This window comes from Bradyrhizobium quebecense, from assembly GCF_013373795.3.
In the GTDB taxonomy this organism is placed as follows: Bacteria; Pseudomonadota; Alphaproteobacteria; order Rhizobiales; family Xanthobacteraceae; genus Bradyrhizobium; species Bradyrhizobium quebecense.
In genome coordinates this window covers 1,973,611-1,995,953 of sequence record NZ_CP088022.1, presented here as the reverse complement: position 1 = coordinate 1,995,953, position 22,343 = coordinate 1,973,611, and the positions used below count along the sequence as shown (strand labels likewise).

The following is a 22,343-nucleotide window of genomic DNA, read 5'->3' as shown; positions in this document are numbered from 1 at the left end:
ACTCTGGGAGATATGAATGTCCAATCGACTGAAGGAAAAGCGCGCCGTTGTCACCGCCGCTGCGGCGGGCATCGGGCGCGCCTGCGCGATCGCATTCGCGCGCGAAGGCGCGACCGTAATCGCCACCGACATCAATGAGAGCGGCATCGCCAGCCTCGGCAAGGACGGCGTCGCCGAGACCGCCCGGCTCGACGTCCGCAACACCGCCGAGGTCAACAGCTTCGCCAAGCGCATCGGCAAGATCGACATCCTGCTCAATGCGGCGGGCTTCGTGCATCACGGCACCATTCTGGAGTGCTCGGACGAGGACTTCGACTTCTCGTTCGATCTCAACGTCAAATCCATGCACCGGACCATCAAGGCGTTTCTGCCGGCGATGCTGGAAGGCGGCGGCGGCAGCATCGTCAACATTTCGTCCTGCGCGGCGTTGCGGCCGCCGGCCAACCGCTATGTCTACAGCGCGTCGAAGGCGGCGGTCTCACTGCTGACGCGCGCGGTCGCGCTGGACTTCATCACTCAGGGCATCCGCTGCAACGCAATCTGCCCCGGCACCGTTGAGACGCCCTCGATGCTGGAGCGCGCAGCTGCCGCGGGCCCAGACGGACGCGAGAAGTTCGTCGCCCGCCAGAAAATGGGCCGGCTTGGCACCGCCGAGGAGATCGCGGCCATGGCGGTCTATCTTGCAAGCGACGAAGCCGCCTTCACCACCGGCGTCGACATGGTCGTCGACGGCGGCTTCATGCTCTGACTTTCCCGATCAAAGGCATTTGATATGAACAAGATCGATCTCAACGGCCGCTGCGCCGTCGTCACCGGCGGCGCGCAAGGGTTCGGCCGCGCCATCACCGAGCGCTTCGTCGCATCCGGCGCCAGGGTCGCGATCTGGGATTTCGACCAGCCGCTGGCAGAGAAGACCGCGCGGGCGATCGGCGAGAACGTCATCGCAATCAAGACTGATGTCACCGATCCCGCCGCGGTCGACGCCGCGCGCGATCAGACGCTGCGGGCGTTTGGCAAGATCGACATTCTCGTCAACAACGCCGGTATCACCGGAGCCAACAAGCCGGTATGGGAAACCGATCTCGACGATTGGCGCAGGGTGATGCGCATCAATCTCGAGGGTCCCTTCATCTGCTGCAAGGCGATCGTGCCGACCATGATCGGCCAGAAATACGGCCGCATCGTCAACATCGCCTCGGTCGCCGGCAAGGAAGGCAATCCGAACGCCGCGCATTATTCGTCGTCGAAAGCCGGCCTGATCGCGCTGACCAAATCGCTCGGCAAGGAGCTCGCGCAGCACGACATCCTGGTCAACGCGGTGACGCCGGCCGCGGCAAAGACCGCGATCTTCGACCAGATGACGCAAGCGCACATCGACTTCATGCTGTCGAAGATTCCGAAAGCCCGCTTCGTGCAGGTCGAAGAGCTCGCCGCCATGGTGGCGTGGCTGGCGTCGGAAGATTGCGCGTTCTCCACCGGCGCGGTGTTCGACATCTCCGGCGGCCGGGCGACGTACTAAGCCGCGCCCCGCTTGGCGGGTTGTCGCAGCGCTGCGACGAGATGATCTGCGAGCAATGACGCCGCGCGCGCAAGATTTGGCGCGCGGTGCAGACGGATCTCCGCCCGCGGCAGCCGCGGCATGCCGTCGCGCGCGGTCAGGCGCCGCAGCGCCGGCGGAAAGGTCCCCGACTTCACGACCGTCACCGCAAGGCCCTGCGCCGCGATCGCCTCGACCGCGGACAGGCTGTGGCTGACAAAGGCGAGCCGCCACGGCCGGCTCGCTTCATCCAGCGCCTGCATCGCCCAGCTCCGGAATAGACAGCCCTGCGGGTAGAGCGCAACCGGCAGCGGGTCGAGCTCCTCGACACGATGCGTGGCGCTCGCGGCCCACACCGCCTGCTCGGTGCGCAGCAACTCGCCCTCGCCGCGCCCTTCGGGGTGCATCGCGATCACGAGGTCATAGGCTTCGCCGAGCCGGTCCGTCATCGACGAAGTCAGCCCGGTCTCCATCTCGACATGGATCAGCGGATAGTTGCCGACAAAATCCTTGAGCAGCGGCGGGACGATCAGCGTCCCGTAATCGTCCATGACGCCAAGGCGCACCCGCCCGTCGATGCCGCGCTCGCGCACCCGGCCGACCGCCTCAGCGTTGAGACTCAGAATACGGCGGGCGTAGCCGAGCAGCCCCTCGCCGGCCGCGCTCAGATCGACGCTGGACGTGCTGCGGTGAAACAGCTCGGCCTCCAGCCGCTCCTCCAGCCGCTTCACCTGCATGCTGACGGCCGATTGGGTGCGGTTCAGCGCCGCGGCGGCGCGGGTGAAGGAGCGATGATCCGCCACCGCGACAAAGGCTTGCAGGAGATCCGGGTCCAGGACGGGTGAGCTCATCACAATACGTGATTTAGTCGATCAAATTTATTCCATTCACTGAATATCGCCCCTTCCCTAGATTGCGCAAGCAAAACAGAGGGGTCGAAGCGGGATGGGCGAGATCTGGGGGGTGTTGGCCGCGGTCGCGTCGAGTGCGCTCGGCGGAACCTCGATCGGGGCGACGCGGTTTCTGGTCGGCGCCATAGACCCACTGGCGATCGGCGCGTTCCGCTTCGGCATCGGCGTCCTGCTGCTACTGCCGCTGGCGCTGTTGCAACGTGGAAGCTGGCCGCCGCGGCGCGACTGGCTTGGTGTCGCCGGCCTCGGCCTCTTGTTCTTTGCGGCGTTTCCGGTCCTGTTCAACGCCTCGCTGATTTTCACCACCGCCGCGCGCGGGGCGCTCGCGCTTTCGACGCTGCCGCTGCTGACCATGCTGGTCGGCGCGGCGCTTGGTGCCGAGCCGCTCACCGCGCGAAAAACCGCCGGCGTGCTGGTGACGATCCTGGGCGTCTCGATGGCGCTGCTCTCCGGCCTCGCCACGGCGCCGCCGGGCGCCTGGCGCGGCGATCTGTTGATGGTCGCGGCCGCGCTGTGCATGGCGCTCTACAGCATCTGGTCGAAGCCCTATATTCGCCGTTCCGGTCCGATCCCCTTCACCACCCTCGCCATGGCGGCCGGTGCGATGGTGCTCATTACCGCCTCGCTGCTGCGCGGCAGTTTCGCGCCGGTTGCCGAGTTCGGTGCGCCGCAATGGTTCGGCGCGACCTATCTCGGCGCCTTCGGCGCAGCACTCACCTTCTATCTCTGGGCCTTCGCGCTGGAGCGGACGACGCCGACCCGGGTGGCGATCTCGGTCACCGTCAATCCGATCGCCGCCTCGCTGGTCGGCGCGGCCCTGCTCGGCGAGCCGCTGAGTTGGAATCTGATGGCCGGCATCGTCACGGTGTTCGCCGGCATCTGGATCGCGACGACCCAGCCGCAACAGGCACGCGTGGTCGCGCCGGATACCCACTGAGCCGCGGCCACGCCCCCCGCAAGGCCGTCAGCGAATCCGTGCTAGCCTGAGGGTCCGGTCCAAGCGAACCCGAGGCGGCACGCCATTGAACATTTCCCTCTACGACGTCTCGGTCTGGGTCCTGCCGCTGGTGATCGCCATCACGTTCCACGAGGCGGCGCACGGCTTCGTCGCGCACCGGCTCGGCGACGACACCGCCTGGAAGCTCGGCCGCGTCAGCTTCAATCCGCTGAAGCATATCGATCCGTTCGGCACGCTGATCCTGCCCGCGGTGCTGCTGTTCGCGCATTCGCCGTTCCTGTTCGGCTACGCCAAGCCGGTGCCGGTGAACTTCCGCAAGCTCAACCATCCCAAGCTCGACATGGTGTGGGTGGCGCTGGCCGGACCGGTCACCAACATCATCCTGGCGACCGCGGCGGCGCTGGCATTCCACGCGCTGCCATTGGTTCCCGCAGAAGCGGCAAAATGGACCGCGGATAATCTGAAAAACGCCTTCCTGATCAACATCGTGCTTGCGATCTTCAACATGATGCCGATCCCGCCGCTGGATGGCGGCCGAGTCGCGGTCGGGCTCCTGCCTCGGCCGCTGGCGGTCCCGCTCGCCCGGCTGGAGCCCTACGGCATGCTGATCCTGATCGGGTTATTGATCCTGCTGCCCGTGATCGGCCGGCAGATCGGCCTAAATCTTGATGTTATTTCAACGATACTGCGAACTCTGACCGGCTATGTAATCAACGCCCTTCTCCTCATTACCGGAAACACATAGCCTTTGATCTGGCGCATAATCTGACCGGAAATCGATGCCACTTTCCGGATCATGCTCAGGGATGGGAACGCTTCGAGGCCATGGTGATCAAAGCTGCCGATATGCTGATTGCACGACGCGCCGACACCCGCGCGCGGGCTGACTTTGCAACCTGGAAGATGATGGCGAAGCTGAACGGCGCCTCCGCCCTGCCGCCGGAGGCGCAGAATTTCCTGGCGATCCACAAGAAACTGCTGGACCAGATGAGCGACGGCGAGGCCAGCGAGGCGACGATCCAGGAAATGTATCGCACTTACTATGCGGAGATGGGCGGCGCCGGCAAAGCACCCGAGGTTCCGGCACGCTCGCGCGAACCGGCCGCCGACACCGGCAACGTCACCGCGTTCCGCCGCCTGCCCGCCAAGAAGACAGCCGCCGCTGCCCCGAACGCCAAGCGTCCGATGCCGGTGGCGCTGATCTTCGCCTGCCTCGTCGTGGTCTACGTCGCGATCCGCTACTATTGGAAATAGCGCAGTCCGCGCTGTAAGCGATTCCCGCTCTCATCATCGACGCGCGCGCTGCGGCGTCCCGTCGCGCGTCACTGGCCACTCAATCACCGCCGCACGGAATATCGCGCGCGATCGATCGGACCTGTGCCCTAGGCGATACGCCCGATGCCGGGCATAATGAGTAACTCAAGAACAAAAATCATACTGGAGGGAAGATGAAGCGTTCCATTGCAGCCTCGGCCAAGACAGCCTTGGTGATGATTACGAGCCTCGTGTTCGCCGGCAGCGCGTCGGCGCAGACGATGGACAAGGTCGCCAAGGTCGGCGCCCTCGGCGATCAGTCCGGGCTCTATCAGGACATCGGCGGTCCCGGCTCGACAGTGGCGGCGCAGATGGCGATCGAGGATTCCGGGCTGCTGGCGAAGGGCTGGAAGATCGACCTGATCTCGGCCGATCACCAGAACAAGCCCGACGTCGCGGTCAACATCGGCAAGCAGTGGATCGATGTCGAGAAGGTCGACGTGTTCGTCGATCTGGCGGCCTCCAATGTCGGGCTCGCGATCGCGAACCTCGCCAAGGAGAAGAACGTCGTCAACCTCAACTCGGGCTCCGCCTCGTCCGACCTCACGGGCACGCAGTGCTCACCGAACACGGTGCACTGGGTCTACGACACCTACATGCTCGCCAATGGCACCGGCAAGGCGCTGGTGAAATCCGGCGGCGACAGCTGGTTCTTCCTCACCGCGGACTATGCATTCGGCCAGGCACTCGAGCGAGACACCTCAGCGGTCGTCACTGCGAATGGCGGCAAGGTGCTCGGCAGCGTCAAGCATCCGCTCAACAACGCAGACTTCTCGTCCTTCCTGCTGCAGGCGCAAAGCTCGAAAGCCAAGATCGTCGGTCTTGCCAATGCCGGCGGCGACACCACCAACGCAATCAAGCAGGCCGCCGAATTCGGTATCGTCTCGGGCGGCCAGAGGCTTGCGGGCATGCTGCTGTTCATTACCGACATCAACGCGCTCGGCCTCAACGTCGCGCAGGGCCTGAACTTCACCGAGACTTTCTACTGGGACATGAACGATCAGACCCGCGCCTTCACCAAGCGCTTCATGGAGCGCTTCAAGAAGAACCCACCGACCATGGTGCAGGCCGGCGTCTATTCCTCGCTGATCCATTACTTCAAGACATTGGAAGCGCTCGGCGGCAATCCGCATGACGGCCGCGCCGTCGTTGCCAAGATGAAGGAGCTGCGGACCGACGATCCGCTGTTCGGCAAAGGGGCCATCCGGATCGATGGCCGCAAGATCCACCCCGCCTATCTGTTCGAGGTGAAGAAACCGTCGGAGTCGAAGTATCCGTGGGACTATTACAAGCTGGTGGCGACCATCCCCGCGGATGAAGCCTTCCTGCCGCTCGAGAAGAGCGTCTGCCCGCTGGTGAAGAAGAGCTGAGACGACATCATTCCCGGCCTCGCGACACGAGCGCCCGGAATCGGCTGGCAACACACTCGACAGCGAAATGGATTCCGGGCTCGCGACTTCGTCGCGCCCCGGAATGACGCCGGCTCCCGATCGAGCCTCGGCTCGCTACGACTTCGGCTTGTTGAATGTGACGGGAAGAGTGAAGGAGAACTGGTCCTCGGTCAGTCCGGCCGGCGGCGCGGGCACTGGATCGGAACGGTGGACCATCGAGACCGCGGCGTCGTCGAACGCGGCATCTCCCGACGTTTCCATCACGGCAACGGACAAGACCTTGCCGAGACGATTGAGCACCAGGGCGAGCTTCACCTTGCCCTCCTTGGCCTTGCCGTTCTCCGGGAATTTCTTGTGCAGGTCGAGATAGGCGCTGATCTTCTTGCCCCATTTGGCCGTCAGCGCGAGCTTGTCCTTGCCAATCCCGGGGTTGGGCGCCTTCGTCGTCTCCGACTGACGCGCGTCCTCCAGCTTGGTTGGCGCGGCCGCTTCCGAAGCCTGTTGCGCTTCCTGCGCGTTGGTCTCGACCTTGGCCTCGTCCTCCTTCTGCTTCTTGGCGGTGTCCTCCGTCACGATGCGATCGGGGTCGTCGGCCTCCATCGGCTTGGCCTGAGGCAGGTCGGTGTCCTTCACCTCTGCCTTCTGCTGCGCCATCTCCTGCACGGCCTGCTGCTCGTCAGCCGGCGCGCCGGGCGGTGCTGCATCATCGGGCACGTCGGGAGAGGCAAGCTCGACGGCGTATTCCGCGCCGGCAGCACCGAGCCCCTCGTCACCGTCGTCGCCGCGCAAATTCGTCAGCGCCAGCGCCGCGCCGCCCAGATGCAGCCCGACCGCCGTCGCCGCGGCGATCACCCAGAGCCGCTTCGAGGTCCGCAGATCGAGATCGAGGTTGGTGGACATCGCTGTTCGCCGTCAGGGTTTGGCCGGCTCGGCCTGTGCCGGCGCTCCCGGCACGCCCTCGAGCGTGACCAGCTTCACATGCGTGTAGCCGCCGGCGCGCAAGAGTTCCATCACGCCCATCAGCTCGCCATAGGGTACCATGCGATCGGCCCGCAGGAACACGTATTTGTCCCTGCTCATGTCAGGCACCGCATCGAGCGAATTGACCAGGTCGGCCCGCTTCACCGCGTTCTCCCCGATCGCCAGCGTCAGGTCCGGCTTGATGCTGAGATAGGTCGGCTTGTCCGGCTTCTTCTGCGGCGTCGCGCTGGAGGTCGGCAGATCGATCGGCAGGTCGACGGTCGACAGCGGTGCCGCCACCATGAAGATGATCAGCAGCACCAGCATCACGTCGATGAACGGCGTGACGTTGATCTCGTGGGATTCCGCGAAATCGTCGTCGCCATCGTTCTCTGAGAGCGAGACTGCCATCGCCTACTCCGCCGCCGCGGCGCGCGGGTGCGCGGTGCGCGGAACGTCGCCATGGGTGCGATCGAGATCGCGCGACAAGAGCCGTCCCGCCGCGCCCGAGGCGCGGTTGACGAGCTCGAGATAGACCTTCGTGACGCGCGAGAAATGGTTGTAGATGATGACGGCGGGGATCGCCGCGACGAGGCCGATCGCGGTTGCGAGCAGCGCTTCCGCGATGCCGGGCGCCACCACGGCAAGGTTCGTCGTCTGCGACTTCGAAATGCCGATGAAGCTGTTCATGATGCCCCAGACGGTGCCGAACAGGCCGACGAAGGGCGACGTCGCGCCGATGGTCGCGAGCAGGCCCATGCCGACGCGGATCTTGCGGGCTTCGGCGCGCACGATCTCGGCAAAGCTCGACGCGGCGCGCTCCTTGATGCCGGCGTCGCTGGAGATGCCCGCCGACAGTCGTCCCTCGCGCATCGCAGCCGCAATGAATGACGACAGCACGCTGCCCTTGGCGCCGAGCGCGAACTGCGCTTCCGCCAGCGACCGCGATTCAGCGATCTTGGCGAGCGCGCCGCGCAGCTTGCTCTGCGCCACGGTCAGCTCGACCATTTTGGCGATGAACACGGTCCAGGTCACCAGCGAGGCGAAGGCGAGACCGAGCATCACCGCCTTCACGATGATGTCGGCGTTCAGGAACATGTTCCACGGCGACAATTCGCGCAGGCCGGTCGAGGTCGACTTCAGCACCTTGCCGTCGCCGTTCGCCGGCCCGGCCGGCGACGCATCGAGCGCCGTCGGTGCCGGAGCCGCCGCGGCGGGTGTCGGCGCGGCCTGGGCCTGCGCCGCTGCTGGCGACGGCTGGGCCATCGGCGCAGTCTGGGCGGTCGCAGCAGGAGCGGCAGCCGGCGGCTGGGCCACGGGTGCGGACTGGGCCCGGGTCACGGGCGCGGGCTGCGCGGCAGGCGCCGTTTGCTGCTGCGCCGAAGAAGGCGCAACCAGCATCAGCATCGCCAGCGAGGCGATCATGGCGGATGCAGCGGGGAACTTGAATGTCATCATCAGTTACACTTCAGCCCAGTGGCGGATCAGGTTGTGATAAATCCCGGTCAATTTGACCGTTTCAGGGTCATCGCGGCCCAGCCGCTCCACCAGAGCCTGGATCGCAGTATCGAGATCAAAGATCAGGCTGCGCGCGTGGGCATCCCGTACCATGCTCTGCAGCCAGAAAAAAGACGCTACCCGGGTCCCCCGCGTGACCGGCGTGACCAGATGCAAGCTGGACGCGGGATAAAGTACGAGATCGCCTGCCGGCAGCTTGATTTCATGCGATCCATAGAGGTCATCGATGACGAGCTCGCCGCCATCATAGTCTTCCGGCTCCGATAAAAACAGCGTGACCGAGAGGTCGGTGCGGATCCGCAAGCCCGTCAGTCTGTCGCCCCGCACCGCATTATCGACATGCAGGCCGAAATGGTGCCCGTCGCTTGCGGCGTAGCGGTTGAACAAGGGTGGAAAGATTTGAAGCGGGATCGCGGCCGAGATGAAGCGCGGGCTTGCCGACAACGCCGACAGGATCCGGTTGCCGAGCTGCCGCGCGACCTCGCTGTCGGGCGGCAGCTGCTCGTTGCGCTTGACCATCGCTGAAGCAGCCCCCGCGGTCGAGCGGCCGTCTTCCCATTCGCTGGCGTCCATGATGCGGCGGAAGTCCGCCACATCAGCCTTGCTCAATACGTCGGGAATACAGACCAGCATGTTGTGCCGCGGAGCCTCCGTCAGTAACGCGCAGACACAACCAGATACGCAGCGCGTCCTGGCGCTTCGAGCACGAACGGGGCTGCGCTCTGGTACAACGCGTCGTAGTAGCGCTTGTCGAAGATGTTGTTGACGAACAGCTTCATGGTCCAGTGCTTGTCGATCTTGGCCTCGGCAAAGGCGTCGAAGCGCCAGTAGCTCGGGATCGACGTGCCCTGGTTCGCCGCGAGCAGCGTGCCGCCATAGACCTTCGAGCGATACACCGCCTGCCCGCCCAGCTCCCACATGTCGGTGAGCTGATACTTCGTCAGCATGCTGAACGACTGATGCGCGACGTTGGCAAGCGGCAGTCCGATGTTGCTCGAATACAGGATCGTGTTGGCCGGCGGTGCCAGCGACTTCGTCACTTCCGACTGCATCAGCACGAGGCCGCCGAACACGCTCCACTTGTCGGTGATCTTGCCGCCGACGCCGAGATCGATACCGCGAATGCGGTAAGCAGCACCTGCGGTGATGCAGGACACGTTGCTGGTCGTTCCGCCCGGATAAACGCAGCCTGGGATCGCCGCGGCTGCGGTGCTGCTGTTGACGTTCTGCGCCTCACGGGCGTTTTCCTTCTCGGTCTGGAACAACGCTGCCGTCACCAGCAAATGGCGGTCGAACAGCTCCCATTTGGTGCCGACTTCGATGGCCTTGTTCTTCTCCGGCCCGAAGATCTGGTTGTTGCCGCCGTTGAGAACCGGATTGATGCCGCCATAGGCGGTGCTGGTGCCGTCGAACTCGGCGCCGACAGGGTTGGACGAGGTCGCATACGCCGCATAGACGCTGCCGTTCGGCAGCGGCTTCAGCGAGAGGCCAACGTTGAAGTTGGGCATCCCGAATTCGGCCGACTGCTGGCCGAGCGTGCCATTCGTCGCGAACGCGGACGTGTTGATCTTGTAGTCGTCGTAACGGATGCCGCCATTGAGGATGACGAAGTCGTTGTAATTGGCGGAATCCATCACGTATCCGCTCACGGTGTCGATACCGATCTTGGTCGGTCGTCCCATGAGCGACGGGATTCCGAACGGCTGATTTGTGTTGACCGGGTTGAAGACGCTGACGCCGGAGAGCGAGCCGCCCCCCGTGAAGGCCGATGTGCCGGTCGTGATCTCGGAGGCCAGGCCGGTGTAGCTGTCGATCGATGACCGCTCGTTGTCGTATTCGACGCCGGCCGTCGTGGTGTGCTTGAAGCCCAGGCCATCGACCGACTTGTAGGTCGCCTCGGTCTGGTTGGCGAACACGTCGGTGACCTGGTAGCGGCTTTGCGGATTGGCCGTGAGCGTATAGCTCGTGAACGGAGCGCCGGCGGCCAGCGTCGGCGATTCCGGCAGCGTGCCGATGTAGTTCTGCGTCGAACGCGATTCCCGGATCTTGTTGCTGATCGTCAGGTCCGGCGTGATCTGCACCTCGGCATTGATCGTGCCGATGTCCTGTCCGGTCCGGAAGAAGTCGCGATTGACGAAGCCGTAGAAGTTATTGCGGTTGACGCCGAAGTCCGGGAACGGGCCACCGGCCGTGGTCGCAGTGCTCGGCCGGTAATACGGCACGCCGAAGTCAGGGATGCCGGTGAGCTCGGTATGGATGTAGTTGCCGGTGATCTTCACCGCGTCGACCGGCTTCCACGTGCCGGCGACGAACGCACCATCGCGATTGTCGGTGACATAGCTGCGGCCGGCGACGCCGGCATCCTGGAACAGGCCGCCGGCGCGGATCGCCAGCGTCGGGCTGATCACCTGGTTGACATCGAGCGTCACCCGCTTGGTGCGATCGGTGCCGAACGAGGTGTCCATGTTGTAGAAGCTGTTCTCCGTCGTCGCCTGCTTGGTGACGATGTTGATCGCGCCGCCGGTGGTGCCGCGGCCCGCAAAGGACGAGCCCGGGCCGCGCAGGATCTCGACCTGCTCGGTGAAGAAGTTCTCGCGGACGCTGACGCCGGCGTCGCGTACGCCGTCGATGAAGATATCGTTGCGCGCGTCGAAGCCGCGGATGAAGAAGCGGTCGCCGAACGCGTTGCCGCCCTCGCCGGTGCCGAGCGTGACACCGGCGGTCGACAGGATCGCCGATTTCAGCGAGGTCGCGTTCTTGTCTTCGAGCACGTCCTTGGTCAGCACCGTGACCGACTTCGGCGTGTTCAGGATCGGCTCGGGATACTTTCCCGATGCCTGCAAACGGTCGCCCTTGTACGGCGCGGCCGGATCCGCGTAGCGGTCGCGGTCAGCGGGAAGACCGCCGGCGTTGGGAAACGGCACCGGCGCCTGCTGGGCCTGCTGATTGCTGCGGCGCGCGGCGCGGCGCAGTGCGTTGCGGGCGCGGACCTGGTCCGACGTGGGCTTTGACGTGACATGCCGCGGGCGCGCGACCGGAGCATCCACATTCACCGGCGGCAGGCTGGATTGCTGCGCCTTAGCTCCCGAAAACGACGCCACCGCGATCAGGCTGGCGACAGCGGAGACCTTCGTGGCGGAATAACCCGTATCATCAGCCGAACCGATCGCCGCATCGAAGCGCAGCGATCTCGGCGCCTTCACATTGCTCATTTCTTGCACGCCCCCAGAAAGCGAGTCCGTTCGCGAAATCACCGTGCGACGAACTGTCTCTTTCGGTTATCGAGCGCGCCTTTGTTTATCAATGCGATCAGCGCCACAGTCTGCTTGAATCGCCCCAATTCAAAGCGATTCTAATCTGTGGTTTGAAACCGTTCTAAACTTGAGTTTTTAAGCGTTCTAATAATGGTTCTAAATCGGTGCCGAGACGCCTCGCCGATCATTCGGCGCTTGGTGGCTTCATCAGCGAGAACAGCTCGTCGATGGTCCGCTGCGCGACCTGCCGCACGCGGTCGCTGTTCTCGAGGCCGGCGATATTGACGCCGCCTACGACCGCTTTGATCTCGTCGCGGAAGTCGGTGAGAAAGCGCAGCGGGTCACGCTGCTCGTTGGCGACACGCGCGATCAACCCCGTGACCAGGATCTGGCATGCCATCATGCGTCCGTTCAACTCATCCATCGCTGCCCTCATCCTGTCGCATCGTCGCTGCGCGATATGAACGACATCCCGCGGCGTTTCAACCGCGTCGCGCCAATTGCATCAGGTGAACGGATGGAGAGCAGGTCGCGGCGAGGCTCGCGCTATTTCGCGGCGATGTGCGCGGCATCCTCGCCGAGCGCCTTGATCCGATCCTTGACCTCGCGCAGCGTGGCCAGTCCGCTCTCGACATGTTTGTCCGATACGTCGCGGAGCACGTCGCCGGCGATCGCATCGCGCAGACTATCGAGATCGTCGACGAGGAGGCGCCCGCTCTTCGTCAGGAACAGCCGATTGGCGCGGCGATCCCTGGGATCGGGACGGCGTTCGAGCAGGCCATGTTCGACGAGGCGGTCAAGCAGCCGCACCAGCGAGATCGGCTGCAACTCGAGCACGTCGGCAAGGTCGACCTGGGACAGTCCTTCCTGCTCGCGCAGGCGGAAGAGCACGATCCATTGGGCGCGCGTGGTGCCTCGCGCCTTGGCGCGATGATCGATATAGTTGCGCAGCAGCCGGGAACTCTCGACGAGCTGCGCAATGAACTGGCGTTTGAGATCGAGCGACATAGGGGTCCTCGGTGCGTTTCCCAGACGGAATGTTTCCGCTCGTTTCTGACCTAAACCTTTCCAAATGTTTAGGATTCTCAAGCCTTGGTGTGTTTACACATTAAGTGCACGCATATTATATCCGCAAGCTCTGTGAACCGTTTCGATCACCCTTTATTGTTACGTCGAACCCAAGAGTCCGCATGTCAAAGTCACGCTCCATCGGTTGGGTTTTAGTGATCGCTGCGGTCGGCGCGGCCGGTTATTTCGGCTGGCAGAAATACACGAGCAACCAGCAGGCGGCAGAAGCCTCGCAAAAGCGTTCCGCCCAGCGCCCGGCCGTGCCGGTCAAGATCGCGCCGGTCGAGAAGGCCGACTTCCCGGTCTACCTGACCGGCCTCGGCACGGTGCAGGCATTCAACACCGTCCAGGTCCGCACCCGGATCGACGGCCAGATCACCAGGATCGCGTTCAAGGAAGGCCAGTTCGTCAAGGCGGGCGACACGCTGGTCGAGATCGATCCGCGGCCCTACCAGGCGACGCTCGACCAGGCCAAGGCCAAGAAGGCCCAGGACGAGGCCAACATCGCCAACGCCAATCTCGACCTGCAGCGCTACACCAAGCTCGGCGAGTTCGCGACGCGCCAGCAGCTCGACACCCAGCGCTCCACCGTGGCCCAGCTCACCGCCCAGATCGCGGCCGACGACGCTGCCATCTTCAATGCCCAGACCCAGGTCGACTACGCCACCGTGAAGTCGCCGATCGACGGCATCGTCGGCCTGCGACTGGTCGATATCGGCAACATCGTCAATGCCTCGGCGGCGACCGGCATCGTGACGATCACCCAGATCGAGCCGATCACGGTGATCTTCACCGCGCCGGAAGACCAGCTGCCCGATATCAAGGCGGCACTGGCCGTTGCGCCGCCCAAGACCATTGCCCTGACCACCGACGGCAAGCGGGTGCTGTCCACCGGAACCCTGGCGCTGATCAACAATCAGGTCGACACCACGAGCGGGACTGTCCGGCTGAAGGCGGTGTTTGATAACAAGGACCATGCGCTGTGGCCGGGCCAGTCGGTCTCGACCCGGCTTCTGGTCAGAACCTTGAAGGATGCCACCGTCGTCCCGGATGACGCAGTGCAGCATGGCACCGAAGGCCTCTACGCGTATTCAGTCAATCAGGAGAACAAGGCCGAGCTTCGCAAGCTCAAGGTCAGCCAGTCGATCGACGGCAAGTCGGTGATTGAGGATGGCCTGTCGCCGGGACAGCAGGTGATCACGGCGGGCCAGTACAAGGTCTCGCCGGGAACCCTGGTGACGACGGCGGTGGCGAGCACGGACCAGTCCCAGTCGAAGGTTACGCAGGAATGAGCGACGGAATTTCCGCACCATTCATTCGCTTCCCCATCGGCACCTCGCTGCTGATGGCCGGCATCCTGTTCGTCGGCCTCGTCGCCTATCCCCTGCTGCCGGTCGCGCCGCTGCCGCAGGTCGATTTCCCGACCATCCAGATCACCGCGACGCTGCCGGGCGGCAGCCCGGAGACCATGGCGAGTTCGGTCGCCCAGCCGCTGGAGCGCCAGTTCGCGCAGATCCCCGGCATCGCGCAAATGACTTCGACGAGCTATCTGGGCACGGCGTCGGTCACGATCCAGTTCGACCTCAACCGCTCAATCGACGGCGCCGCCAACGACGTACAGGCCGCCATCAACGCCGCCAGCGGCCAGTTGCCGAAGAACCTTCCCTCGCCGCCAACCTATCGCAAGGTCAATCCGGCGGACGCTCCGATCATGCTGCTGTCGGCGACATCGGACACGCTGCCGCTGACCACGGTCAGCGATTCCGTCGACGCCCAGCTTGCCCAGCAGATCAGCCAGATTTCCGGCGTCGCGCAGGTCATCATCGGCGGCCAGCAGAAGCCGTCGGTTCGCGTCCAGATCGACCCGGCCAAGCTGGTCGCGAAAGGCCTGTCGCTGGAGGATGTCCGCGCTGCGATCAACATCGCAACCGTCGACAGCCCGAAGGGCAATATCGACGGCGCCACCCGCGCCTACACCATCTATGCCAACGACCAGTTGCTCACGGCGGACCCGTGGAACGACGTCATCATCGCCTACCGCAATGGCGGGCCGCTGCGCATCCGCGACATCGGCCAGGCGGTGACCGGACCCGAGGATGCCAAGCAGGCGGCCTGGGCCAACGGCAAGCGCGGCGTGTTCCTCGTCGTCTTCAAGCAGCCCGGCGCCAACGTCATCGACACCGTCGACAAGATCAAGGCGGCGCTGCCCCGGCTGGTCGCGGCCATTCCGCCGGCGGTCAAGATCGAGGTCATCAGCGACCGCACGACCACGATCCGCGCCGCAGTGGAGGACGTCCAGTTCACCCTGCTCCTGACCATCTTCCTGGTCGTGATGGTGATCTTTGCCTTCCTGCGCAGCTTCTGGGCCACCGTCATCCCGGCCGTGACCGTGCCACTGGCTTTGCTGGGCGCCTGCGCGCTGATGTGGATCTTCGGCTACACGCTCGACAATCTGTCGCTGATGGCGCTGACGATCGCTGTCGGCTTCGTGGTCGACGACGCCATCGTGATGCTGGAGAACATCAGCCGCTACATCGAGGAAGGCGAGAGGCCGATGGCCGCCGCCTTCAAGGGTTCCAAGGAAATCGGCTTCACCATCGTCTCGATCAGCATCTCACTGGTCGCGGTCCTGATCCCGCTGCTGCTGATGGGCGGCATCATCGGCCGCCTGTTCCGCGAATTCGCGGTCGTTCTGGCGATGACCATCTTCGTCTCGATGTTCGTGTCGCTGACGCTGACGCCGATGATGGCCTCGCGCTTCCTGCGCGCCCACAATGAGGAACGGCACGGTCGTCTCTACAAGCTCAGCGAGCGCGGCTTCGACGCGATGCTGCGCGGCTATGAGAGCGGACTCGACCTCGCGCTGCGCTGGAAGTTCACGACCCTGATGATCTTCTTCGCGACGCTGGCGCTGTCGATCTACATGTTCGTCATCATCCCGAAGGGCTTCTTCCCTCAGCAGGACGTCGGCCTGATCACCGCGACCTCGGAGGCCAGCCAGGACATCTCGTTCGCTGAGATGAAGGGGAAGCAGGAGGAGCTCAGCAAGATCGTCATGCAGGATCCCGGCGTGGCGACGGTGGCGATGGCGATCGGCGGCAGCGGCCGGGCCGGCAACAACGGCAACATGTTCATCACGCTCAAACCGCTGAACGAGCGCGATGCCAACGCGCAGCAGATCATCGCCCGCCTGCGGCCGAAGCTGGAGAAGGTGCTCGGTGCCCGGCTGTTCATGCAGGCCGCGCAGGACGTCCGCCTCGGCGGCCGCCCGACCCGCACCCAGTTCGAGTTCACGCTGCAGGATGCCGACCTTTCCGAACTGAACCAGTGGGCGCCGAAAATTCTCGGCAAGATGCAGACGCTGCCGCAGCTGCGTGACGTCGCCACCGACCAGCAGACCAACGGCACCACGGTCGAGCTGAAGATCAACCGCGACACCGCCTCGCGGTACGGCATCCAGCCGCAGCTGATCGACGACACGCTCTATGACGCGTTCGGCCAGCGCCAGGTGACGCAGTACTTCACCCAGCTCAACAGTTACCACGTCATCCTCGAGGTGCTGCCGGAGCTGCAGGGCTCGATCGACACGCTGAACAACATCTACATCAAGTCGCCGCTGACCGGCGAACAGGTGCCGCTGTCGACCTTTGCGAAGTGGACCACCGTGCCGGTGCGGCCGCTGTCGATCAGCCACCAGGGCCAGTTCCCGGCGATCACCATCTCGTTCAACCTGGCGCAGGGTGTCGCGCTCGGTCAGGCGACGGAGGCGGTGCAGAAAGCCATGATCGACCTTGGCGCGCCGCCGACCCTGAGCTCAAGCTTCCAGGGCACCGCGCAGGCGTTCCAGCAATCGCTGTCGACCGTGCCGCTGCTGATCCTGGCGGCGCTCGTGGTCGTCTACCTGATCCTCGGTATTCTCTACGAGAGCTACATCCATCCGATCACCATTCTGTCGACGCTGCCCTCGGCCGGCGTCGGCGCGCTGGCGATCCTGATGGCCGCCGGCTTCGACTTCTCGCTGATCGCGCTGATCGGCATCATCCTGCTGATCGGCATCGTGAAGAAGAACGGCATCATGATGGTCGACTTCGCGATCGCCGCCGAGCGCGATCAGCACATGGAGCCGGTGGCGGCGATCCGCCAGGCCGCCCTGCTCCGCTTCCGCCCGATCATGATGACGACGATGGCCGCCATGCTCGGCGGCGTGCCGCTGATGCTCGGAACCGGCACCGGCTCCGAAATCCGCCAGCCGCTCGGCTACGCGATGGTCGGCGGCCTGATCGTCAGCCAGGCGCTGACATTGTTCACGACGCCCGTGGTTTATCTCTATCTCGACCGGCTCTCCAACGCGTTTGCGAACTGGGGCCGCTCGCCGCGCTCCGACCACGACGCCGACGATGGCGAGGACCGATCGGTCAAGCAGGCAGCCGAGTGACTTGACTTTTGCCCGCATACCGGCACACCCGAAAGATGTTCATTTCGGAGCCGGTATCGTGAAGATTGTCGCAAAGTCGCTTTTCGTCCTGTTCACCGTGTTCGGCCTGGCCGATCTTGGCTACGCCGAGGCCCCCAAGGGCAAGAATGCGCCCACGCCGGTTCCGGCAGCTGCTCCCGCAGCTTCGCAAGGCGACGCCGCTGCTCCCAACAACACCGGCTGGGTCGCGCGCTGCACCAGCGCGAGCCGCGACGCGCCGCTCGAATGCGCGATGGAGCAGACCGCGGTGCTGACCAAGACCGGCCAGCTCATCGTGCTGGTCAATATCCGCGTTCCCGGCGACACCCGAGCGCCGGTTGCGCTGATCCAGCTTCCGCTCGGGCTGAACCTGCCCGTCGGCGCCAAGCTGCAGGTCGACGACGGCAAGGCCGTCGACGTGCCGATCCAGACCTGCGAGGCGCGCGGCTGCTACATCAATGCGCCGATCGCGGCCGACGTCCTGACCCAGCTGAAGTCGGGCAAGCAGCTCAAGGTGTCGTTCCAGAATCTCGGCAAGGAAACCATCAGCATCCCGATGCCGCTCGCAGACTTCGCGACGGTGTACGACAAGATCAAGTAGCAGCGCGGAACGCTCCCCGTCATTGCGAGCGGAGCGAAGCAATCCATCGCTCCGCATGACGGGGACATGGATTGCTTCGTCGCTTCGCTCCTCGCAATGACGTGCGCCATCATCGGTGACCCATCGTCTACTGCCGCGCCATCTGCGCATTCCCGACGCCGTCGCCATCGAGCTTCTGGTCGTCATGCATGACGACCGTCACCTGCAACAGCCTGCCGGTGAATTCGAACGGCGCCGCGTAGTGCGAGACCGGGCTGCCGCGATCGCGGCCGATGTCGAGCCCGGACCATGAGATGAAATTATGGAAGCCGAGCTGGGTGTGCATCGATCCCACCGGCTCGCCGTCGATCGTCAGCGTGTATTCGGTAACGCCGGTCCGCGCCCCCTTGGCCGGCGGCTCCTTGCGCAGCAGCCGCTCGACATGCACACCGAGCCGATGCGCACCCGCAGGCACCTTGCGGCTGGAGGTCACGAGCTCGTGGCCGCCACCGACATTGAGGTCGTGCACCAGAAAGCCATCCTTGATGTAGAGGCTGTAGCCCGAGGTGGCGTCGCCATGCGCGATCAGCACGCCGCTCGCGCCTTCGGCAATCTCGACATGCGCCTCGATGGTGTAGCTGCGGCTGCGGACATCGGGTGCGACGTCGGTCGGCACGTGCCCCATGCCGGCATGAAAGGTGAACTTCGTCCGCGCGCCGTGAAAGCGCGCCGCGTTCTCGGCAAAGCGCGGCCCGAAACGGTCGTCGAGCGGCAGCACGTTGTGCGCCTCGGCCTCGCGCCACCACAGTTTCGTCATCTGCTCCAGACGCTCGGGTTCCTTCGCTGCGAGGTCATCGACCTCGGAGAAGTCCTGATCGAGATGATACAGCTCCCATGTGTCGCTCTCGAACGGCGTGCCGGAGGGATGAAATGACACCGCCTTCCATCCGTCCTTCCAGAGACCGCGATGGCCGAACATCTCGAAATACTGCGCCGATGTCTTCGACGGCGCCGAGGCATCGTCGATCGACCGCGCAAAACTCTCGCCTTCGAGCGGCATCTGCGGGCAGCCCGCGACCTCGGCCGGCGCGGAGATCCCGATCAGATCGAGCAGTGTCGGCGTCAGGTCGCAGGCGTGCACGAATTGATGGCGCAGTTCGCCTTTGGCCTTGATGCGCTTCGGCCAGCTCATCACGAAGGGATCGCGAATGCCGCCGCCATGGGTGTTCTGCTTGTAGCGCCGCAACGGCGTGTTCGAGGCCATCGCCCAGCCGTGCGGAAAGTTGGAGTGCGTGTCCGGCCCGCCGATGTCGTCGACCCGCTGCAACTTCGCCGGCAGCGGCTCCGGCCGGAAGTTATACGGCCCCATCGCATTGACGAAGCCGAGCGGGCCGCCCTCCTGGCTCGCGCCATTGTCGGACATCACGATGACCAGCGTGTTGTCGCGAATGCCGGCCTTGTCGAGAAAAGTGATCAGCCGCGCCAGATGCTGGTCGGCGTGGTCGAGCATGCCGGCATAAGCCGCCTGCAACCGCGTGAACACGCGCTGCTCGTCGGCGGAATGCGCGTCCCACGCCTTCACGCCGTCGTTCCTTGCCGGCATCCTGGTGGCTTCCGGCACCAACCCCATCGCCTTCTGCCGCGCCATCCGCTGCGCGCGCTCGACATCCCAGCCATGGGCAAAGGTTGCGTCATAGCTCTTGATGATATCGGCAGGCGCCTGATGTGGCGCGTGGCAGGCGCCTGGCGCAAGCCAGGTCAGCCACGGCAGATCGGGACGATCGGCCACGTGATCGGCGATGAAGCGGATCGACTGATCGACCAGATCGGACGTCAGATGATAGCCGCTCTCGTAAGTTCCCGGCGGATCGATCTGCGTGTTGTCCGACACGAGCTCCGGCGCATATTGATCGGTCTCCGCGTCGAGGAAGCCGTAGAAGCGGTCGAATCCGCGGCCGAGCGGCCAGCCGTCGAACGGACCGGTAGCGCCGCTCTCGGTCAGCGGCGTGACGTGCCACTTGCCGACCATGTAATTGCGATAGCCGTGTTGGCGCAGCATCTCGGCAAGCGTCCCCGCCTCGCGCGCGATCTTGCCGCGATAGCCGGGATAGCCGGAATCGAAATTGGCGAGGCACCCGACGCCGACCGAATGATGGTTGCGCCCGGTGAGCAGCGCCGCGCGCGTAGTCGAGCACATCGCGGTGGTGTGGAAGCCGCTATAGCGCAGGCCCTCGGCGGCGAGCCGGTCGATGGTCGGCGTCCGGATCGGTGAGCCGTAGCAGCCGAAATCGGAGAAGCCGACATCGTCGAACAGGACGACGAGAATGTTCGGCGCACCGGCCGGCGGCTGACGCGCGTCGGGCCACCACGGCTTCGAGGTCGCAACCGTCTTGCCGATGCTGCCGCCGAACGGCGGCTTCCGATGCTCGCTCATGGCGCTCTCCCTGTCCTCGCCGCGGTTGACCCGCTGCCCGCTCCGGCACGATGCGGCCGGATTGCTTCAAATGATAATCCGAACTATGATTATGAAAATCAGGAGACGCAAGCGCAAATGCCGCGGCTTTCGGACCAGTTCGATCTTCCCGGCGTCACCCCTTCGCGTCAGAAGCGCAGCCGCGAGACGACGCTGGCGCTGCTTGACGCCGGCGCCGAGCTGTTGCGGACGCGGAGCCTTGCGGAGCTGTCGATCGAAGCCTTGTGCGGCAAGGTCGGCGCCACGGTCGGCGCCTTCTACAGCCGTTTCGAGAGCAAGGAAGCCTACTTCAACGCCCTGATCGCGCTGGCGGCGCAGGACGGCGCGCGGCATCTCGCCCGGATGGACAGTCCCGCCGGCAATCTCGCGCTCGACGACCTCTGCCGCCGCGTCGTGTCGGGCGTCATCGGCTGGATCCGCGCCCATGAAGGCGTGCTGCGCGCCGCGCTCCAGCACGACGACACCAGGCCGGACAAGTGGACCACCTTCAAGAGCCTCGCGCGCGCGACCACCGAACACGCCACCCCGCTCCTGCTGCCTGCGATGGGCAACGGCCGCAAGGCGGCGAAGACCCGCGCCATCGCCTTCGGCTTCCAGGTCGTGCTGGGCACGCTCGTCAACGCGATCCTCAACGATCCCGGCCCGCTCTCGCTCCGCGACAGGGAGATCGAGCAACGGCTGGCCGATTGCCTCGCGCTGCTGCTGAAGGCGGAGATAAGATAGCGCGCGGCAGGCGTTGGCCGGCCGCTATCGCTCGCGCTTGTAGAGAAACGCGTTGTCCGACTGCGGCATGCCGATCGTCTTGTAGAACCCGATCGAGTCGGGCGCCGACAGCAACAGGCACATCGATTCAGGTCCGGCGTGGCGCCGGGTTTCCGCGATCAGGCGCTTGCCGATGCCGTGCCCCTGAAATTCTCGATCGACCGCAAGGTCCGACAAATAGCAGCAATAGGCGAAATCGGTCAGCGCGCGCGAGACGCCGACGAGCCGGTGCGCCTTGCGCGCCGTCACGATCAGGTTCGCATTGGCGATCATGCGCGCCATGCGATCGGCATCCGCCAGCGGCCGCCGCTCGCCGAGGCCCGACTGGCGCAGAACCTCGATGAACTCGTCGACGCCAATCGACGGCTCGCGGGCATAGAGAATTTCGTCCATCACCTTAAACCTCTGTCGCAAAGGACCGCACTACAGGCGTGAGACCATGGTGGATCACGCCGGGCTAATCCACCCTCGATGCCGTCATGGCACACGTCGCGCCACGAGCGGTCCCGCTTGAGGCGCAGGTCCGCCCGGCAAGTCGTCAGGATTTGGAGGATGATCGCGCCACTGAGGCAGATTGGCTGGGGAACCTGGATTCGAACCAAGACAAACAGAGTCAGAGTCTGTTGTGCTACCGTTACACCATTCCCCAAGAATTGTCCGTGGTATCAACAGCTTAGCTGGATGACTGGACATCTCGGTACAGCGGATTCGCCTGCCAAATCAGCGCCCGCGCGAGTGCGACCTTCTACCCGCTTGGTCCCACGCTTGGCAAGCATTGATGGCGGGAACGGGCGTGAAAATCGCGGCAAGGAGGGAGCGATCAGTGTCGGCCAGAGGCGTCACATCGCGCCAAGCAATTCAAGGAGCACTTCAGGGAACGCTGCCAGCAGCGATCCAAGGCCAAATCCTGCGGTGCCAAGCGCGATGGCACCGATCCAGCCGTAGCACCCGAATCCGAGGACCGCGCCCATCAGGGTTGCCGCCCCAACCACGACAACGGTCCAGATCACCTGTGCTACGAGAACCAGCGTCTTGATCATCGCGATCCGCGGCTAGACACGCGCCCGACGCCCTCGACGCGAAAGCAACGCCGCGTCTCGGGGCTCTCCGGTCGAGGACTCTATTTTGAGTCGACACCGCGAGCGGCACGTTCAACCACGGCGG

General features: G+C 64.6%; 21 protein-coding genes and 1 tRNA gene. 10 read left to right on the top strand and 12 right to left on the bottom strand.

Annotated elements, in window-relative coordinates:
* The first annotated feature begins 16 nt into the window (after positions 1 to 16).
* Together HU230_RS09260 and HU230_RS09255 are read left to right on the top strand one after the other, a co-directional pair.
* Positions 17 to 748: an SDR family oxidoreductase gene (locus HU230_RS09260; RefSeq protein WP_176531935.1), complete on the top strand. Its 732-nt coding sequence runs from the start codon at positions 17 to 19 to the stop codon at positions 746 to 748.
* A 24-nt stretch (positions 749 to 772) separates the two neighbouring features.
* A complete protein-coding gene (locus tag HU230_RS09255; RefSeq protein ID WP_173642247.1) occupies positions 773 to 1,519 on the top strand; it encodes an SDR family NAD(P)-dependent oxidoreductase in 747 nt (248 codons plus the stop codon).
* On the opposite strand, the gene HU230_RS09250 is transcribed toward HU230_RS09255, so the two are convergent.
* Positions 1,516 to 2,388 (bottom strand): LysR substrate-binding domain-containing protein, encoded by an 873-nt coding sequence (locus HU230_RS09250; RefSeq protein ID WP_176531936.1) that lies wholly within the window; start codon positions 2,386 to 2,388, stop codon positions 1,516 to 1,518. The genes HU230_RS09255 and HU230_RS09250 overlap by 4 nt on opposite strands.
* Before the next feature lie 94 nt (positions 2,389 to 2,482).
* Here HU230_RS09250 and HU230_RS09245 point away from each other — a divergent pair, with 94 nt between their 5' ends.
* The 4 genes from HU230_RS09245 (at position 2,483) to HU230_RS09230 (ending at position 6,090) form a co-directional block, all read left to right on the top strand.
* A complete protein-coding gene (locus HU230_RS09245) occupies positions 2,483 to 3,385 on the top strand; it encodes a DMT family transporter (protein WP_176531937.1) in 903 nt (300 codons plus the stop codon).
* A gap of 85 nt (positions 3,386 to 3,470) precedes the next feature.
* Positions 3,471 to 4,151 carry a site-2 protease family protein gene (locus HU230_RS09240; protein ID WP_176531938.1) on the top strand — a complete coding sequence of 227 codons (681 nt, stop codon included), beginning with the start codon at positions 3,471 to 3,473 and terminating at the stop codon, positions 4,149 to 4,151.
* 101 nt (positions 4,152 to 4,252) lie between these two features.
* Positions 4,253 to 4,660, top strand: coding sequence for a hypothetical protein (locus tag HU230_RS09235; protein ID WP_176535083.1), 408 nt, complete (start codon positions 4,253 to 4,255; stop codon positions 4,658 to 4,660).
* Positions 4,661 to 4,854: 194 nt separating this feature from the next.
* Positions 4,855 to 6,090, top strand: coding sequence for an ABC transporter substrate-binding protein (locus tag HU230_RS09230; RefSeq protein ID WP_176531939.1), 1,236 nt, complete (start codon positions 4,855 to 4,857; stop codon positions 6,088 to 6,090).
* A gap of 135 nt (positions 6,091 to 6,225) precedes the next feature.
* Here the strand turns inward: HU230_RS09230 and HU230_RS09225 are convergent, their stop codons facing one another.
* From HU230_RS09225 to HU230_RS09195, 7 genes are all read right to left on the bottom strand, one after another.
* Entirely contained in the window at positions 6,226 to 7,011 is a 786-nt protein-coding gene (locus tag HU230_RS09225) for an energy transducer TonB family protein (RefSeq protein WP_176531940.1), read from the bottom strand.
* Between the two features lie 12 nt (positions 7,012 to 7,023).
* The gene (gene exbD, locus HU230_RS09220) at positions 7,024 to 7,482 is read right to left on the bottom strand and encodes a TonB system transport protein ExbD (RefSeq protein WP_176531941.1); all 459 of its coding nucleotides are present in this window, start codon (positions 7,480 to 7,482) and stop codon (positions 7,024 to 7,026) included.
* Positions 7,483 to 7,485: 3 nt separating this feature from the next.
* Positions 7,486 to 8,529, bottom strand: coding sequence for a tonB-system energizer ExbB (gene exbB / locus HU230_RS09215; protein ID WP_176531942.1), 1,044 nt, complete (start codon positions 8,527 to 8,529; stop codon positions 7,486 to 7,488).
* A gap of 3 nt (positions 8,530 to 8,532) precedes the next feature.
* Positions 8,533 to 9,222, bottom strand: a complete 690-nt coding sequence (locus HU230_RS09210; protein ID WP_176531943.1) for a Fe2+-dependent dioxygenase — start codon at positions 9,220 to 9,222, stop codon at positions 8,533 to 8,535.
* A gap of 20 nt (positions 9,223 to 9,242) precedes the next feature.
* Complete coding sequence (locus HU230_RS09205) at positions 9,243 to 11,801, bottom strand: TonB-dependent receptor (RefSeq protein ID WP_176531944.1); 2,559 nt, start codon at positions 11,799 to 11,801, stop codon at positions 9,243 to 9,245.
* A 226-nt stretch (positions 11,802 to 12,027) separates the two neighbouring features.
* On the bottom strand, positions 12,028 to 12,267 hold the full coding sequence (locus tag HU230_RS09200; RefSeq protein ID WP_092085525.1) for a hypothetical protein: 240 nt from the start codon (positions 12,265 to 12,267) through the stop codon (positions 12,028 to 12,030).
* 122 nt (positions 12,268 to 12,389) lie between these two features.
* Positions 12,390 to 12,851, bottom strand: a complete 462-nt coding sequence (locus HU230_RS09195; protein WP_176531945.1) for a MarR family winged helix-turn-helix transcriptional regulator — start codon at positions 12,849 to 12,851, stop codon at positions 12,390 to 12,392.
* A gap of 182 nt (positions 12,852 to 13,033) precedes the next feature.
* On the opposite strand from HU230_RS09195, the gene HU230_RS09190 reads away from it, so the two are divergent.
* Genes HU230_RS09190 through HU230_RS09180 form a run of 3 tightly spaced genes read left to right on the top strand, consistent with a single transcriptional unit; the run spans position 13,034 to position 17,965 of the window.
* Positions 13,034 to 14,203 carry an efflux RND transporter periplasmic adaptor subunit gene (locus HU230_RS09190; RefSeq protein ID WP_176531946.1) on the top strand — a complete coding sequence of 390 codons (1,170 nt, stop codon included), beginning with the start codon at positions 13,034 to 13,036 and terminating at the stop codon, positions 14,201 to 14,203.
* Positions 14,200 to 17,346 carry an efflux RND transporter permease subunit gene (locus HU230_RS09185; RefSeq protein WP_176531947.1) on the top strand — a complete coding sequence of 1,049 codons (3,147 nt, stop codon included), beginning with the start codon at positions 14,200 to 14,202 and terminating at the stop codon, positions 17,344 to 17,346. The genes HU230_RS09190 and HU230_RS09185 overlap by 4 nt, the downstream gene beginning before the upstream one ends.
* 58 nt (positions 17,347 to 17,404) lie before the next feature.
* Positions 17,405 to 17,965, top strand: coding sequence for an invasion associated locus B family protein (locus HU230_RS09180; RefSeq protein ID WP_176531948.1), 561 nt, complete (start codon positions 17,405 to 17,407; stop codon positions 17,963 to 17,965).
* A 127-nt stretch (positions 17,966 to 18,092) separates the two neighbouring features.
* On the opposite strand, the gene HU230_RS09175 is transcribed toward HU230_RS09180, so the two are convergent.
* Positions 18,093 to 20,378, bottom strand: coding sequence for an arylsulfatase (locus HU230_RS09175; RefSeq protein ID WP_176531949.1), 2,286 nt, complete (start codon positions 20,376 to 20,378; stop codon positions 18,093 to 18,095).
* Between the two features lie 117 nt (positions 20,379 to 20,495).
* On the opposite strand from HU230_RS09175, the gene HU230_RS09170 reads away from it, so the two are divergent.
* Positions 20,496 to 21,140, top strand: coding sequence for a TetR/AcrR family transcriptional regulator (locus HU230_RS09170; protein WP_176531950.1), 645 nt, complete (start codon positions 20,496 to 20,498; stop codon positions 21,138 to 21,140).
* A gap of 24 nt (positions 21,141 to 21,164) precedes the next feature.
* On the opposite strand, the gene HU230_RS09165 is transcribed toward HU230_RS09170, so the two are convergent.
* From HU230_RS09165 to HU230_RS09155, 3 genes are all read right to left on the bottom strand, one after another.
* Positions 21,165 to 21,572, bottom strand: coding sequence for a GNAT family N-acetyltransferase (locus HU230_RS09165; protein WP_176531951.1), 408 nt, complete (start codon positions 21,570 to 21,572; stop codon positions 21,165 to 21,167).
* A gap of 182 nt (positions 21,573 to 21,754) precedes the next feature.
* Positions 21,755 to 21,828, bottom strand: a tRNA-Gln gene (locus HU230_RS09160).
* Between the two features lie 190 nt (positions 21,829 to 22,018).
* On the bottom strand, positions 22,019 to 22,219 hold the full coding sequence (locus HU230_RS09155; RefSeq protein ID WP_176531952.1) for a hypothetical protein: 201 nt from the start codon (positions 22,217 to 22,219) through the stop codon (positions 22,019 to 22,021).
* Positions 22,220 to 22,343: the final 124 nt, after the last annotated feature.

What these genes read in the sequence shown, in the direction of transcription:
- HU230_RS09260 (WP_176531935.1), top strand. Translation starts at nt 17, where the DNA reads ATGTCCAATCGACTGAAGGAAAAGCGCGCCGTTGTCACCGCCGCTGCG.
- HU230_RS09255 (WP_173642247.1), top strand. Translation starts at nt 773, where the DNA reads ATGAACAAGATCGATCTCAACGGCCGCTGCGCCGTCGTCACCGGCGGC.
- HU230_RS09250 (WP_176531936.1), bottom strand. Translation starts at nt 2,388, where the DNA reads ATGAGCTCACCCGTCCTGGACCCGGATCTCCTGCAAGCCTTTGTCGCG.
- HU230_RS09245 (WP_176531937.1), top strand. Translation starts at nt 2,483, where the DNA reads ATGGGCGAGATCTGGGGGGTGTTGGCCGCGGTCGCGTCGAGTGCGCTC.
- HU230_RS09235 (WP_176535083.1), top strand. Translation starts at nt 4,253, where the DNA reads ATGCTGATTGCACGACGCGCCGACACCCGCGCGCGGGCTGACTTTGCA.
- HU230_RS09230 (WP_176531939.1), top strand. Translation starts at nt 4,855, where the DNA reads ATGAAGCGTTCCATTGCAGCCTCGGCCAAGACAGCCTTGGTGATGATT.
- HU230_RS09225 (WP_176531940.1), bottom strand. Translation starts at nt 7,011, where the DNA reads ATGTCCACCAACCTCGATCTCGATCTGCGGACCTCGAAGCGGCTCTGG.
- exbD (WP_176531941.1), bottom strand. Translation starts at nt 7,482, where the DNA reads ATGGCAGTCTCGCTCTCAGAGAACGATGGCGACGACGATTTCGCGGAA.
- exbB (WP_176531942.1), bottom strand. Translation starts at nt 8,529, where the DNA reads ATGATGACATTCAAGTTCCCCGCTGCATCCGCCATGATCGCCTCGCTG.
- HU230_RS09210 (WP_176531943.1), bottom strand. Translation starts at nt 9,222, where the DNA reads ATGCTGGTCTGTATTCCCGACGTATTGAGCAAGGCTGATGTGGCGGAC.
- HU230_RS09205 (WP_176531944.1), bottom strand. Translation starts at nt 11,801, where the DNA reads ATGAGCAATGTGAAGGCGCCGAGATCGCTGCGCTTCGATGCGGCGATC.
- HU230_RS09200 (WP_092085525.1), bottom strand. Translation starts at nt 12,267, where the DNA reads ATGGATGAGTTGAACGGACGCATGATGGCATGCCAGATCCTGGTCACG.
- HU230_RS09195 (WP_176531945.1), bottom strand. Translation starts at nt 12,851, where the DNA reads ATGTCGCTCGATCTCAAACGCCAGTTCATTGCGCAGCTCGTCGAGAGT.
- HU230_RS09190 (WP_176531946.1), top strand. Translation starts at nt 13,034, where the DNA reads ATGTCAAAGTCACGCTCCATCGGTTGGGTTTTAGTGATCGCTGCGGTC.
- HU230_RS09185 (WP_176531947.1), top strand. Translation starts at nt 14,200, where the DNA reads ATGAGCGACGGAATTTCCGCACCATTCATTCGCTTCCCCATCGGCACC.
- HU230_RS09175 (WP_176531949.1), bottom strand. Translation starts at nt 20,378, where the DNA reads ATGAGCGAGCATCGGAAGCCGCCGTTCGGCGGCAGCATCGGCAAGACG.
- HU230_RS09170 (WP_176531950.1), top strand. Translation starts at nt 20,496, where the DNA reads ATGCCGCGGCTTTCGGACCAGTTCGATCTTCCCGGCGTCACCCCTTCG.
- HU230_RS09165 (WP_176531951.1), bottom strand. Translation starts at nt 21,572, where the DNA reads ATGGACGAAATTCTCTATGCCCGCGAGCCGTCGATTGGCGTCGACGAG.
- HU230_RS09155 (WP_176531952.1), bottom strand. Translation starts at nt 22,219, where the DNA reads ATGATCAAGACGCTGGTTCTCGTAGCACAGGTGATCTGGACCGTTGTC.